Below are 13,372 nucleotides of genomic sequence, written 5' to 3'. Positions count from 1 at the left end.
TTTTTCGGAGAACTCCTAATATTCAAGTCAGCCAAGATGACCGGTATTGCAATACCGGCTCAGTTCCGCGGGGCACCGCTGCGTGGCCACGGAACCGAAAAATCAGGGGGTAACAATGATCAAGATAATCATCGCCGATGACCACCCCGTCGTCCTGGACGGCATGAGTCGTGTGCTGGCGCTTGAAGTGGGCATGCAGGTCGTGGGCAGCGCCACCAATTCGACGCAACTGGTGGCGTTGCTCGAAAGCACCGACTGCGACGTCATCGTCACCGATTACTCCATGCCCGGCGGGCAGTTTGGCGACGGCCTGCCGATGCTGCAGATGTTGCGGCGCCGCTATCCCACCACGCGCATCGTGGTGATGACCATGCTCGATAATCCGGCGCTGATCCGCAATATCCAGAAGGTCGGCATTTCGGTGATCCTCAACAAGACCGATCCGGTCCAGGAACTGATTCCCGCGGTGCGCGCCGCGTTCAGCGGACTGAGCTACCAGCCGGCCTCGGTGCGCGCCATTCTCGCCTCGGGCGGGCTCGATGAACTGTCGCGTCGGCCGATCCTGACGCGCCGGGAACTCGAAGTGATCCGCCAATGCGCGGCCGGCGTGCCGGTCATCGAGATTGCGCGTCAGGCCAATCGCAGCAGCAAGACCATCAGCGCGCAAAAAAGCATTGCCATGAAAAAGCTGGGTCTGGCAAACGATTATGAGCTTTACGAATATGCCCGCACCAACGGCCTGCTTGGCGGCGCGGGATAATCGCAGCCGCGTGAACACCCAGGTCAGGCTTCCCTTCTTTCTCTCTTCCTCCCTTTCTCTTTTTCACTGCCGATTTGCGCGCGGGCGCTGACTCGCGTTATTGCCGGCCTGCGCTCGGCCGCGCGGCCCCTCGGCAGCAGCTGATCAGAAAATACCGCGGACATTTCAGGCTTGGCTGATTTCGAAAGCCAGGCGCATGGCCCATCCTGAGACCGGGACAACGCTGGAGCGTAAAGCGGTCATGGAAAAAATCCGGGTGATCGTCGCGGACTCGCAACCTGTGGCGCGGCGGCTGTTGGGCCGGCGGCTCGCGGCCAGCGCCTGCATCGAGGTGTCAGGCATGGTCGGCGACGAGCGCGGCCTGGTGCAGGCGCTGGGGCATGGCGTCTGCGATGTGGTGGCGCTGCGGTTCCCGCTCGGCACCGGCAACGATGCGCGTTGCGGCAGCTACGCCCGCCTGGGTGCGCGGCTGGCCGCGCTGGGCCGGCAACGCGTGGTCGCCATTGCCAATATCGCGGACCGCGCCGGCGTGCTGCAACTGATCAAGGATGGCTGCCGCAATGTCGTGACCGCCCGTGACCACGCCGACGAGGTCGTGAAGGCGGTGCGGATGGCACACCTGGATCTGGCTTCGGTGTCGGACATCGCCTGTGACCTGATCTGGGGCCGGCGCTGCCGCGGCCTCGGCGACTTCGACGACTGGGCCGAACTGCTCACCACCCGCGAAAGCGAAGTGCTGCGGCTCTATCTGTCAGGCCTGTCCGTGACCGAAATCGCGGTGCGGACCGGGCGCACCGTCAAGACCATCAGTACGCAGAAGCAGAGCGTCATGCGCAAGGTCGGTGCCGACAACGATGTCGAGCTCGCCGCCTTCGCCATCCAGCGCGGCATGTTGTGAGAAGCCCGGCGCAGCAAGCGCCCGGGCCGGTCGACGTGATTACGAGGTAAGCAATGAAAAGGCTGATGCCGGCCGACACCAGCGCCGCATTGCCGTTGAGCATTCGCCAGATCCGCTATCTGGTCTATCTGTTCTCGGCCTGCGTGGTGGGCCTGACCGTATTGTCCTGGGGCGTGCTGCTCCATTACCGCCTGCGCGAGGCGATCGACCGGCAGGGCATGGTGCTGCACGCGCAGTCCGAACAGCTGCAGTCCACGCTGCACCTTGCCGAGGCGCTGACCGTGCGCGCGCAGGGATCGCTGGCGCGGCTGTCCGATATCGGCCTCGCCGACGATGTCGCGGCGGTCAGCGACGCGCAATGGTCCGAGCGCCTGCAGCGCCGCGGCGACCGGCCCTACATCGCGTTGCTGGTGCCGCCCGCGACCGCCAGTCAGCCTGGCAAGCGGCTGAAGGACCTGGCTCACGTCATGACGTTCACCTTCCGCGTCAACAACCTGCAATACCGCGATGTGCAGAGCGCTTACCTGATCGACCTGCACGCCGACCAGCTGTACGTCATTCCGCGCCGGCTGAATCCGGCGCGCATGCTGCTGCAGCGCGACGACGCGCGCCAGGTCTTCCTGCGCGACACCCTGCAGCGGCTGCGCAACGATGCGCTGCTGGCGCGCCTGCGTGCCCGTCCGGGCCAGGCGGTGATGCTGCCGCCGGCGCAGGACTGGATCAGCGGCATCCGCACGGTCACCTTTGCCACGCTGGTGCAGGACGGCGGCGAGCCGGCCGCGGTGCTGGCGATGGAGTTCCCGCTGTCCCCGATGCTCCCCGACGACCCGGCCGAGGATGGCGACTTCATGCTGCTGACCGATGCCGGCATGGTGCTGGGCGCCGACGGCATGCCGGCCGGCCCGCTCGCGGCGCCCGTCGCCGCGGCGCTGGCGGCCGGCGGCGCGCGGCCGGGCACGGTGCGTTCATCGCTGGTGCGGTACGAGCTGCTGCGGCACGTGGTGGTGCTGGACTATCCGCTCGACGCCTGGGGCTGGCGCACCGTGAGCGTGGTCGATCTTGGCCGCGTGTGGCGGCAGTTCCGGGAGAACACGCTGTGGATGGTGGGGCTGACCGGTTCGCTGTCGCTGCTGATCTTCGCGTGGATCTGGCTGATCGACCGGCGCATCATGCGGCCGGCGCAGCGCCAGTCCCGGCGCTTGCAGGAGAGCGATGCGCTGGGTCGCTTCGTGATCGAGGTGGCGGGCGTGGGCCTGATGATCGTCGAACGCAACACGCGCCAGGTGCTGTTGGCCAATGCCGCGGCCCAGGTGCTCATCGACCAGGCCACGCCTGCCGGCCTGGCGCAACTGCAGGGCGCCTGCGAAGCGCGCCTGGCGAGCTGCGATGCCAGTGCCGAGGGCCCGCCGCAGGTGCTGCCTTGCTTCGACGTCGACATGGCCTGCAGCAATGGCGAGACGCGCTATCTGGAGGTCCGCCTGGTGCAGATCACCTACGAGGTGCGCTCGGCGCTGCTGTGCGCGCTCAACGACGTCACCGAGGTGCGGCGCGGCGAGGCGCGCCTGCGAGAGGCCATCCGCGCGGCGGATGCCGCCAACCGGGCCAAGTCCGCGTTCCTGGCAACCATGAGCCACGAAATCCGCACCCCCCTCAACGGCATGCTGGGCAGCATCGAACTGCTGAGCCTGACCCGGCTCGAGCCTCGCCAGCGCGACCAGCTTGCCGTGATGCAGCACGCCTCGCAATCGCTGATCGACATCATCAACGACGTGCTCGACTTCAGCAAGATCGAGGCCGGGCAAATGTCGCTGCAGCCGCGGCCGTGCCGGCTCGACGAGGTGGTCGAGGAAGTGACCCGGGGCTTTGCCGCCGAAGCCGCGCGCAAGCACCTGCGCCTGCTGTGCATCAACGATCCGTCGCTGTCCGAGCCGGTGATGGCCGACGTGGTCAAGCTGGAACAGATCCTGAACAACCTGGTCAGCAACGCGGTCAAGTTCACCGAACAGGGCAAGGTGATCGTCACGGCCAGGCGCATGCGGCTTGCACAGGGCGGCGGCGCCGAAGGCGTCGAAATCCGTGTGGTCGATACCGGCATCGGCATTGCGGCGCACGACCAGCGCCGCCTGTTCGAGCCGTTCGTGCAGGCCGAGCAGCCCGATACGCGCCACTACGGCGGCACGGGGCTAGGCTTGTCGATCTGCAGGCGGCTGGTCGAGCTGATGCGCGGCGAGATCCGCGTGGTCAGCGAGCCGGGCCTGGGCAGCTGCTTCATCGTCAGCCTGCCGCTGGCGAGCGCCGGCATTCCGGCGCCCGCGGAGCCCTGGCTGCAGGCCGGGCTGCGCGGCTTGACCGTCGGCCTGAACGTGACCTTGCAGGAGCTCTACCAGGGCGTCGAGCAGCTGCTGCGGTACTACGGCGCACGCGCGGTCCGGTACGATCCCGGCGCGCCGCCGGTGACGCCGGTCGACGTGCTGGTCTGCGACGAAGAGGCGCTGTCGGCCTGCCCCGATGCCGATGTGGTGATTTCCGCGCTGGCACCGATCGCGCCGGACCTGACCCAGACCCCGGTGGTGGCCTCGCCTTATGCCTGGCAGGGCCTGGTCGCGGCCATCGCGGCCGCGGCGGGTGCGGAGGTGGACGAGGGGCCCGCCAGCGCGCCGGCGCGTGCCGAGGCGCCCGCTGCGCAGCTGGCCCTGCTGCTGGTGGAGGACCATCCCATCAACCAGGTGGTCATGCGCGAGCAGCTGGAAAGCCTGGGCCAATCGGTCGACCTGGCCCACGACGGTCCCGAAGCGCTGTCGCTGGCGTCGGGCCGGCACTACGACCTGATCCTGACCGACCTGCAGATGCCGGGCATGGACGGCTTCACGCTGGCGCGGCGCCTGCGCGAGGCGGGACATGCCATGCCCATCGTCGCCATCACGGCGAGCGTGGGACCCGATGTGGCCGAGCGCTGCCGGCACGCCGGCATCGACCGCTGCCTGACCAAGCCGGTCGGCCTGGCGACGCTGCGCGAGCTGCTCGAAGAGATTTCCGGCACCCGCGTGTCCGCACGCACGGTGCCCGACCTGAAAGCCGGCGGCGCCGTGCTGCATGCGGATGCGTTGCGCAGCGACCAGCGCGCGCTGGCCGAAGCGCTGCGCGCCGGCGATGCCGACACCTTCGCCCAGCGCCTGCATGGGCTTGCCGGCGCACTGTCGGTGATGGGCCATCCGGTGCAGAGCCAGGCCTGCCGCTGGCTGGAACAGACCGTGCGGCGCGCCGGGCTGGCCGCCGTCGGCGCCGACTGGCAAGCCATCCACGCCGAACTGGAGCAGCTGGCGGAGCGACTGGAGGCGCAGTGCGGCAGCCACGCCGCCTGACAAAGACGCGGCGGCCCTGCGTGCATCACTGCAGATCGGCCAGGCGCTGGCGGCACAGGCTGACAAACTGCTGTGCAGCGGTCGATTGTCCCAGGCCCGGATGGAAGGCCAGGATGGCGCGGAATCGAATCGGCGCGCTCAGGGGTACGCTGCGCAGCCCGAGCGCCACATAGGTACGGGCGACGAGGGGATTGGTGATCGCCAGGCCGGCACCGGCCAGGGCCAGCGAGCATTGCGTATGGCTGTACGGGGTCGTCGCCACGAAGCGCGGCGCGATGCCAAGTTCGGCAAAGCACGCCTGCAGCCGGCGTTGCGCGGGATCGGCGGCGTCCAGGCCGATCAGCGGCACGTCGACCAGGTCTTCGATTCCCACTTTCGCGCGCGCGGCGAACGGATGCGTTGCCGGCGCGACGCAGACGGCCTGCACCGCGTAGAACTCGGAAGCGGTCAGGCCGCTGGTGTCCGCTTCGTCGCCCATGAAGGCGATATCGAGTTCGCGCTGCAGCAAGCGCTCGCGCAGGCCGCGGGAGCTGTCGACCTCAAGCTGGCAACGAACGCGCGGATAGCTGTGGACGAAGTCCGCCACCGCCGCCGGCATCACGCTGGACGCCATGGCGTGCAACACCCCCACGCGCAGCACCGTATCCTCATGCGCGCGCAATTGATCGATCCGGCGTTGCACGGCGTCGAGGCCGACATAGACGCGTTCGACTTCATCCATCAAGGATGCCGCCTCGGGTGTCGGCACCATGCGCCCCTTGCTGCGGTCGAACAGCCTCAGCCGCGCAGCCTTTTCAAGCTGCAGCACGATCTGCGTCACGGCGGGCTGGCTGATATGCAAGGCTTCGGCGGCGCGCCGCGCCGAGCCCAGGCGCATGACCATGCGGAACACCTCGACCTGGCGGGCGCTGATGCCTGAATCGGCGGCTGTCTCCATCTCTACCCTATAAGTTTTACTTAAGTCGATCATCGGCGCGCCTGCGCCACGGGATCGTGGCCTGGCATAGACTCGAGCCACTTCCACTCCGGCCATCAGCCTTTACCATGCGCGCCCGCGGCAATCCGACCCAACCGCTTATCAACCCGGCCATGCAGGCGCTGCGATGCATCACCTGCCACGCCCGCTATGCGCTCGGCGACATGCCGGAAGGCTGCCCGGCCTGCGCCGCCGCCGGTCATCCAAGCAGCCTCGAAGCGGTCTACGACGCCCAGGCACTGAATTTTGCACCGAAAAGCGGAAGTTATACATGGGGGCGCTGGCAGCCCTACCTGGACGGTGTATCCCTTGGGGAGGGCGCGACGCCTTGCCTCCCGGTGCCAGCCTTGGCGTCGCTGGCCGGCGTGGCGTCGGTCTGGATCAAGAACGAAGGGGCGAACCCGACCGGATCGCACAAGGACCGCATGTCGGCGCAGGCCGTCAGCCGGGCCCTCGATATCGGCGCGCGCGAGGTGGTGCTGGCATCCAGCGGCAATGCCGCGGTGTCAGCGGCGGCCTATTGCGCTGCCGCGGGGCTGGACTGCGAAGTTGCGACTTACCAGGCGCTGCCCGCCGTATTCGACGCCGCGTTACGCCATTACGGCGCACGGCGCGTCATCTGCGATAACGGCCATGCGCGCTGGGCGCATGTGCGCCGGCGCGTCCGGGACGACGGTGCCTTCGCGCTGACCAACTACAGCGTGCCGGCGGTGGGCAGCCCGGTATTCGGCGTGGAAGGCTACCGGGCCGTTGCGCTGGAATGGGTGGCGCAAGGGTGCCGGCCCGACCATGTGATCGTGCCGACCGCGCGCGGAGACCTGCTGTGGGGCATCTATAGCGCGCTGCGGGACCTGGTTGCGCTGGGGCACCTGCCGAAGCTGCCGCGCCTCTGGGCGGTCGAGCCGTTTCCACGGCTGTCGCGCGTGCTGGCAGGAGCGTCGCAGCAGTCCGACTTCGCCGGCACGACGATTCAGTTCTCCACCGCCGGCTCCACCGTGACCGCCCAACAGGTCCTTGCGGTCAGGCGCTCGGGCGGCGGCGCGGTGGTGGTCGACGATGCGGCGGCACGCGATGGCACCCGCCATCTTGCGGCCGCGGGATTCTGGGTCGAACTGTGCGCCGGCGCCGGCCTTGCCGCGGCGCAGTCACTACGCGCCGACGGGCGCATCGACCTGACCGAAGCCGTGATGCTGATGCTGACCGCGCGCGGCGACCGCGATCCGGGCCAGGCATGATTTCAAACACCTTGGGGAGACCTTCATGAAGCTGCGTTACCTGCTGACCGCCATCACTTGCTGCCTCGCGGCCCATATGCCGGCGGCGCTGGCTGCCTATCCGGAAAAACCGATCCGGCTGATCGTGCCGTGGGCCGCCGGTGGCAGTACCGATGCGCTGGCGCGCGCGGTCGCGCAGCGCTTGAGCGAATCGATGGGCCAGCCGGTGGTGGTCGACAACCGCGCCGGGGCCTCCGGCCGCATCGGCGCCGACACGCTGGCCAAGTCCGCGCCGGATGGCTACACGCTGGGCGTGATCGAACTGGCGCACACCGTTGCACCGTCGGTGTTCCGCCAGATGCCCTACGATGTGTTGCGCGACTTCACGCCGGTGTCACTGCTGGGCGAGGCGCCGCTGATCCTGTTCGCGGACAGCGCGCAATATCGTGCCGGAGAGATCCAGCGCTTCCTGGCGGACTCGCGCAAGGCGGGAACGCCGCTGCAGCTGGCCACCAGCGGCAACGGCTCGATCAGCCATCTGGCCGCCAAGATGCTGGAAAGCCAGGTGGGGATCCCGGTCGACGCCGTGCCGTACCGCGGTTCGGCGCCGGCGCTGACCGATGTCTCCGCGCAACTGGTCAAGGGGCATTTCGCCACGATGGCAAGCGGCAGCAGCCTGCTGGGCGGCAACAAGATCTCGGCGCTGATGGTGACCGGCCCGGTGCGCGTGGCCGCGCTGCCCGGCGTGCCGACCGCCGCCGAAGCCAGACTGCCCGGCATGCAGGTCAGCCAGTGGTGGGCCCTGGTCGCGCCGGCGCGGACACCGACGACGGTGGTGAACCGGCTTGCCGACGAAGTCCGCGCGGCGCTGGTGAGCCCGCAGACCAGGGCCCGGCTAGACAGCCAGGGCATCGACCTGAAAGCGTCGACGCCCGCCCAACTCGGCGACCGGCTGCGCGCGGAGGTGGACCGCTGGGGGAATCTGGTGAAGCAATCGGGTATTCAACCTGAATAATCCGCGGGGGCCTGCGGGCCCCTCGACTGCCGCGCCGCGGCCGACCGGCTGATCGTGTCGCAGACTCGCATTGGCGGCCAGTCGCTGCTATCGGTCGTTCTCCGGCACCGACCAGACCGTGTAGCCGCGTAAGGCAAGCATGGCGCTTGAGACGGGCGTTACGTCCAGTCCGTCCGGCTCAGGCGATAGACGCGCACGCTGTGGATCGCCAGCGCCAGCGGGAACAGCAGTACCGCCGCCGAGGCAGCGAACCAGACGAAATCGGCGACGATGGTTGGCTTGACTTGTTCCAGGTACGCCGCCGAAGCGCCGCCCGCGAGCGCGGCGGCTACAAAGAGGGCGGCCATCAGGAGGCCCGGCGCCCCGACCAGCAAGGTGCTGGCGCACAGCCATACCAGGACCCAGCACAACTTGTACCACCACAGGCACTTCCGCATCTCTGCGGGCATGGCGACCTCCGTTTCCGGCGATGGTACATCACCAAGCTGTGGGTAGCCCGACGCACATGCTGGCGCGGATGCCGTCTTGACTCTGGGATCCTGTTGATCGCCTGGGCCGGCGCCACCTTGTTGGTGTAGCGGGGCTTCCGCCCGCTCATGTCCCCGGGCGCGGGCATCACAACCGCGCCTGAGATGGAAGGCACGGCCGCAAAAGTTGACCTATAATTATTGACAATGCAACGATTGATCGAGCAATAAAATGACCCCCGAACCACAAAGTCCTCAGCCTGCCGGCCAGGTCCTGCCGTTTCGCGAGTCGCTGCTGGCCATGCTGGGCGTGGCCTTCGTGGTGATGCTGGTGGCGCTGGACCAGACCGTGGTCGGGACGGCGCTGCCCACGGTGGTGGCGGAGCTGCAGGGGTTCGAATACTACGCGTGGGTCGCCACGGCCTACCTGTTGACCTCGGTGATTACCGTGCCGGTGTTCGGCCGGCTGGGCGACTACTACGGACGCAAGCCGTTCGTGCTGGCATCGATCGTGGTGTTCTCGGTGGCCTCGGCGTTGTGCGGCATGGCGCCGAACATGCCGTTCCTGGTGGCGGCGCGCGCGCTGCAGGGCATCGGCGGCGGCATGCTGGTCGGTACGGCCTTTGCCTGCATCGCCGACCTGTTCCCGGATTCGCACGTGCGGCTACGCTGGCAGGTGATGCTGAGCGCGGCGTTCGGCATTGCCAATGCGATCGGTCCGTCGCTGGGCGGGCTGCTGACGGAGTGGTATGGCTGGCGCGCCGTGTTCTACGTCAACCTGCCGGTGGGCGTGCTGGGGCTGTGGTTTGCCTGGCGCTACCTGCCGCATCTGCGCCAGCAGGCGCATCGCGGGCCGATCCGTGTCGACTGGCTGGGGGCGCTGCTGATCGCGGCCGGGCTCGGCAGCTTGCAGATGAGCGTGGAATTGCTGCCGGCGCGTGGTCTCGACGCCTATACCGCGGGCCTGCTCGTGCTGGCGGCGGTGGCACTGGTGGCGCTGTGGCAGTGGGAGCGGCGCTGCGCCAATCCGATCCTGCCGGTCGAGATGTTCCGCGACCCGGGGCTGGCGCCGCTGTTCAAGCTCTCGGTGTTCGCCGGTTTCACCATGTTCGCGCTGCTGCTGTATGCGCCGCTGTTGTTCCAGGGCGGCTTCGGCTACTCGCCGAAGGAGGCGGGGGTATTGATCACGCCGCTGGTGGTCTGCATCACCGTCGGCAGCATCCTGAACGGCCGCATCGTCACGCGCATCCGCCGGCCCAATACCATGCTCTATGCCGGCTTCGGCATGCTGGCGCTGTCGTGCCTGGGGCTGTCGCAGGCCACGCGCGGCATGCCGCATGGCGTGCTGATGGTCATCATGCTGGTCGGCGGGCTGGGCCTGGGCTTTATCATGCCCAACCTGACGGTGTTCGCGCAGCAGACCGCGGGCCGCGAGCACCTCGGCATCGCCACGGCCATGCTGCAGTCGCTGCGCATGGTGGGCGGCATGGTCGGCACGGCGATTGTGGGCACGCTGGTGACGCGCAGCTATACCGGCGGCGTCGAGCAGGCGCTGTCCGGCGCCGATGCGATCCAGTGGGCATCGCGCATGGCCGACCCGCAGGTGCTGATCGACAAGGCGTCGCAGCTGGCGCTGCTCGGCCAGCTGGAGCAGGCCGGGCACAATGGCGCCTTGCTGCTGGAGCAGGCGCGCGTGTCGCTGGTGGGGTCCATCCACCTCGGCCTGGTAGTGGCGGGTGCAGCGGCCGCGCTGGGCGTGTGGTGCGCGCGCCAGGTGCCATCGATCAAGCTGACCCGCGGTCCGGCGCCGGCGATGGCGGCGGAGTGAAGTCCGGCGGCAACTTAACCTGAGGAGAACGGATGGAACTGGAGCGACAGAGCGTGGCCGTATTGCAGCAGTTCGGCCGAACCTACCGCGCCTATGCGGGGGCGTTCGAGCAGCGCATGGGACTGCCCTTGCCGCGCTGGCGCATCCTGCATGCGCTGCATCACCAGGAGGGCGCCATCGGCCAGAAGGCGCTGGCCGACCTCGTCGTCATGGATCCCGGTGCGCTGACGCGCCAGCTCAAGGCCATGCAGGAACTGGGCTGGGTCGATCGCACCACGTCCGAGCGCGACAACCGCGTGACCCATGTCACGCTGTCGCCGGCCGGGCGCGAGGTGGTGGCGCGCGCCATGCCGCTGCGCTCGGCCTTTCTCGAGGATGTGCTGTCCGAGGTCTCGCCCACGACCATGCGCGAACTGTCGCGCGGCCTGGCGCGCCTGGAGGCGGGCATTGCCCACGCACAGGCCCGCGCGGCGGAGCAGGCCGACGCGGCCTGAAGCCGCGGCAGGGTACGCCGAGCGGCTGCAATGCGCTCAACCGCTAAGCAGCAGGCCGTTGAGCGCGGCGAACTCGAACAGCTCGCGGTCGTTGGTGACGCCGAGCTTCTGCATGGCGCAGTTCTTCTGCCGGCTGATGGTCTTGACGCTGCGGCACAGCTGGATCGCGATCTCGCTGACCGAGCGCCCGGTCAGGTATAGCCGCAGTACTTCCATTTCACGCCGCGACAGGCGTTCCGCGCCGGCCCGGCCAGCACCTGCCAGACTGCCCGGGTCGGCCTGCGACAGCACCTCCATGGCCGACTTGCCGATGTAATGAAAGCCGCGCTGGATGCGGTACACGACCGTGACCAGTTCGGTCAGCGGGGCGTCCTTCAGCACCAGTCCGTGCACCTGGGTGTCGAGGATCGAGCGCAGCACCAGCGGGTTGGTGATCATGGTCAGCACGATCACCGCCATTGACGGATGCCGCCGCCGCAGGCTTGCCAGCAGCCGCAGTCCGTCGCTGTTGCGTTCGCCCTGCGCGGGCATGTGGTAGTCCGTGATGACGACATCGGGGCGCAGGCTGTCGATGCTGTTGAGCAGCGCCGTCGCGCTGGTCACGCTGCCGCAGACTTCCCAGCCGGTCTGGGTGTGCAGGCGGTCGGCGACGGCCGCCGAGACCAGCGGGTGGTCATCGGCAAGCAGGATCCTCAATGCCATCGGGTGCTCCTCGATTCATGTTCAGGCGGCGCAGCCTTCGGCAAACGTCAAGAAAACGCCGCACGCCATGGCGACGTGCGGCGCAAAAATGACGCCAGACATGGAGGCGCCGGACAACTGCTCGCATGACCGCCGGTCCGGGCCAAACGGGAGACGGCCGGACTGCGGCAATGCCATGGCAGCATAGCGGCGAGCCAGTGCGGCGGAACTAGGAGGATTCGTAAATCACGGCCCGAAAAGATCCTTGCGCCATCCAGCGCGCGCGAGTGCAGCGCGGGCCGGCAGTTCGAAAATCCATCTCGGGGGGGTGATGAACGGTGCGGCTGTCGCCGATCCGTGACAGCGGTCCGTGACAAGAAAGGCGCTGCCGCCTTGCGGCGGACAGCGCCCGTTTGCACGTTGGTGTCGCGCCTGGCGTCAGGTCGTTGCGACCTCGGACGCGACTGCGGGACGCCCGTTACGGCGCCCGTCGATGGCCTTGAGCGGGTCGCGCAGCACGGCGCTGCCGACTTCCATGACATCGCGCAGCACGCCCTGGTCGCGGCTGCGCTCAGGCCCCCAGAAGTGCAGCGCGGCCCATTCGGGGAAGCTGCTTGGTGGTGCCAGCAGCCGGGTCTTGCGCTCGCGCGTGACCAGCGGCACGTTGAAATCCAGCACGGAGCAGATGCCGCCGGCGGAGTGCAGCAGCGTGATCTGCGTATGCCACGAGGGCACCACCGTCTCGCGATGACCCGGCGTGCTGGCCTGCCGGCTCAGGAAGGCACGCAGCGGGCTGCCGGCCTCGCTGTCTTCCTGCAGCAGGATCCACGCGCTTTCGCTCTCATCCTGGCTGCCGCCGCGCGTGGCGCTGACCAGCCGGCGCGGCGTGGCCATGATGTTGTGCTGGCGCACGCGCTCGGGATCATGGCCGCTATCGACGACGAAGGCGCAGTCGAGCTCGCCCTCGCTCAGCTGGCCCGCGAGGGCGGCGTCGGCAATCACCGGGCGCGTGACAAAGCTGTCTTGCGGAAACTGCTCGCACAGCGCGGTCAGGATCTCGGTGATGACGGGATCGCCGATCGATGAGGAAAAGCCGATGGAAACGCGCCTGCCGCCTTCGCGGCGTTTGCTCAGGCCCGGTTCGCCGGGCCGCACCAGGTGGTTCCACTTGGCCAGGATCTGGCGCGCCGTCTGTTCCAGCCGCAGTGCATGCGGGGTGGGCTCGAGCATGCCGTTGCGCTTGACGAACAACGGGTCGCCGGTGATCTCGCGCAAGCGCGCAAGGCTGTAGGCCACCGTGGGCACGCGTCCCTGGGTGCAGGCCGCAACGGCGCTCAGGTCACGGTACTCCATGACCAGAACAAAGACATGCAACAACTTCGTGCTGACATGACGCATTCCGACTTCTCCTGACACATGACTTCGCTTTCTTGTTCTTGTCGGTCCGATGCAAACAGCGATGCGCCAGTGATGGCACGCATGAAACCAGGGCGCACCGCGCGTTTGCCACGCCGCGCGAGCCAAGTGGGTCAAGCTTGAAATCCCGCACGCAAGGGTTCCGCAGGATGTTTCACTACACGCGTGACACGCCAGTGTCCACGTAGCTCAGACCCACAACTTGGCGATGCTTTGATCCATCAAAATCCGGCGCATGCCGGCGGCCGGGATGGGTATCGG

The 13,372-nt window shown here is 68.0% G+C and carries 11 protein-coding genes; 7 read left to right on the top strand and 4 right to left on the bottom strand.

What is annotated here, in order from left to right; translation table 11 throughout:
- Positions 1–115 precede the first annotated feature (115 nt).
- The 3 genes from AC3FMM_RS27725 (at position 116) to AC3FMM_RS27715 (ending at position 5,020) form a co-directional block, all read left to right on the top strand.
- Positions 116–760, top strand: coding sequence for a response regulator (locus AC3FMM_RS27725; RefSeq protein ID WP_062803507.1), 645 nt, complete (start codon positions 116–118; stop codon positions 758–760).
- Positions 761–956: 196 nt separating this feature from the next.
- Positions 957–1,658 (top strand): response regulator transcription factor, encoded by a 702-nt coding sequence (locus tag AC3FMM_RS27720; RefSeq protein WP_326348278.1) that lies wholly within the window; start codon positions 957–959, stop codon positions 1,656–1,658.
- A 53-nt stretch (positions 1,659–1,711) separates the two neighbouring features.
- Complete coding sequence (locus tag AC3FMM_RS27715) at positions 1,712–5,020, top strand: hybrid sensor histidine kinase/response regulator (RefSeq protein WP_488687756.1); 3,309 nt, start codon at positions 1,712–1,714, stop codon at positions 5,018–5,020.
- A gap of 25 nt (positions 5,021–5,045) precedes the next feature.
- On the opposite strand, the gene AC3FMM_RS27710 is transcribed toward AC3FMM_RS27715, so the two are convergent.
- A complete protein-coding gene (locus tag AC3FMM_RS27710) occupies positions 5,046–5,957 on the bottom strand; it encodes a LysR family transcriptional regulator (protein WP_116314092.1) in 912 nt (303 codons plus the stop codon).
- A gap of 107 nt (positions 5,958–6,064) precedes the next feature.
- Here AC3FMM_RS27710 and AC3FMM_RS27705 point away from each other — a divergent pair, with 107 nt between their 5' ends.
- Together AC3FMM_RS27705 and AC3FMM_RS27700 are read left to right on the top strand one after the other, a co-directional pair.
- The gene (locus AC3FMM_RS27705) at positions 6,065–7,231 is read left to right on the top strand and encodes a pyridoxal-phosphate dependent enzyme (protein ID WP_488687755.1); all 1,167 of its coding nucleotides are present in this window, start codon (positions 6,065–6,067) and stop codon (positions 7,229–7,231) included.
- 25 nt (positions 7,232–7,256) lie between these two features.
- Entirely contained in the window at positions 7,257–8,225 is a 969-nt protein-coding gene (locus tag AC3FMM_RS27700) for a tripartite tricarboxylate transporter substrate binding protein (protein ID WP_488687754.1), read from the top strand.
- 158 nt (positions 8,226–8,383) lie between these two features.
- On the opposite strand, the gene AC3FMM_RS27695 is transcribed toward AC3FMM_RS27700, so the two are convergent.
- A complete protein-coding gene (locus AC3FMM_RS27695; protein ID WP_147299348.1) occupies positions 8,384–8,674 on the bottom strand; it encodes a hypothetical protein in 291 nt (96 codons plus the stop codon).
- 250 nt (positions 8,675–8,924) lie between these two features.
- Between AC3FMM_RS27695 and AC3FMM_RS27690 the strand changes: the two genes are divergently transcribed.
- The gene (locus AC3FMM_RS27690; RefSeq protein ID WP_116314096.1) at positions 8,925–10,520 is read left to right on the top strand and encodes an MDR family MFS transporter; all 1,596 of its coding nucleotides are present in this window, start codon (positions 8,925–8,927) and stop codon (positions 10,518–10,520) included.
- A 32-nt stretch (positions 10,521–10,552) separates the two neighbouring features.
- Entirely contained in the window at positions 10,553–11,014 is a 462-nt protein-coding gene (locus tag AC3FMM_RS27685; RefSeq protein WP_115713740.1) for a MarR family winged helix-turn-helix transcriptional regulator, read from the top strand.
- A 36-nt stretch (positions 11,015–11,050) separates the two neighbouring features.
- Here the strand turns inward: AC3FMM_RS27685 and AC3FMM_RS27680 are convergent, their stop codons facing one another.
- Both AC3FMM_RS27680 and AC3FMM_RS27675 read right to left on the bottom strand, forming a co-directional pair.
- The gene (locus tag AC3FMM_RS27680) at positions 11,051–11,716 is read right to left on the bottom strand and encodes a response regulator (RefSeq protein WP_115683468.1); all 666 of its coding nucleotides are present in this window, start codon (positions 11,714–11,716) and stop codon (positions 11,051–11,053) included.
- 417 nt (positions 11,717–12,133) lie between these two features.
- Entirely contained in the window at positions 12,134–13,093 is a 960-nt protein-coding gene (locus tag AC3FMM_RS27675; RefSeq protein WP_115713739.1) for a LysR family transcriptional regulator, read from the bottom strand.
- Positions 13,094–13,372 lie beyond the last annotated feature (279 nt).

The organism is Cupriavidus sp. 207A1 (genome assembly GCF_057798955.1).
This window is presented reverse-complemented; position numbering and strand designations above follow the sequence as displayed.

Excerpts from the sequence above, each read along its gene's own strand:
- AC3FMM_RS27725 (WP_062803507.1), top strand. The coding sequence starts at position 116 with ATGATCAAGATAATCATCGCCGATGACCACCCCGTCGTCCTGGACGGC.
- AC3FMM_RS27720 (WP_326348278.1), top strand. The coding sequence starts at position 957 with ATGGCCCATCCTGAGACCGGGACAACGCTGGAGCGTAAAGCGGTCATG.
- AC3FMM_RS27715 (WP_488687756.1), top strand. The coding sequence starts at position 1,712 with ATGAAAAGGCTGATGCCGGCCGACACCAGCGCCGCATTGCCGTTGAGC.
- AC3FMM_RS27710 (WP_116314092.1), bottom strand. The coding sequence starts at position 5,957 with ATGGAGACAGCCGCCGATTCAGGCATCAGCGCCCGCCAGGTCGAGGTG.
- AC3FMM_RS27705 (WP_488687755.1), top strand. The coding sequence starts at position 6,065 with ATGCGCGCCCGCGGCAATCCGACCCAACCGCTTATCAACCCGGCCATG.
- AC3FMM_RS27700 (WP_488687754.1), top strand. The coding sequence starts at position 7,257 with ATGAAGCTGCGTTACCTGCTGACCGCCATCACTTGCTGCCTCGCGGCC.
- AC3FMM_RS27695 (WP_147299348.1), bottom strand. The coding sequence starts at position 8,674 with ATGCCCGCAGAGATGCGGAAGTGCCTGTGGTGGTACAAGTTGTGCTGG.
- AC3FMM_RS27690 (WP_116314096.1), top strand. The coding sequence starts at position 8,925 with ATGACCCCCGAACCACAAAGTCCTCAGCCTGCCGGCCAGGTCCTGCCG.
- AC3FMM_RS27685 (WP_115713740.1), top strand. The coding sequence starts at position 10,553 with ATGGAACTGGAGCGACAGAGCGTGGCCGTATTGCAGCAGTTCGGCCGA.
- AC3FMM_RS27680 (WP_115683468.1), bottom strand. The coding sequence starts at position 11,716 with ATGGCATTGAGGATCCTGCTTGCCGATGACCACCCGCTGGTCTCGGCG.
- AC3FMM_RS27675 (WP_115713739.1), bottom strand. The coding sequence starts at position 13,093 with ATGCGTCATGTCAGCACGAAGTTGTTGCATGTCTTTGTTCTGGTCATG.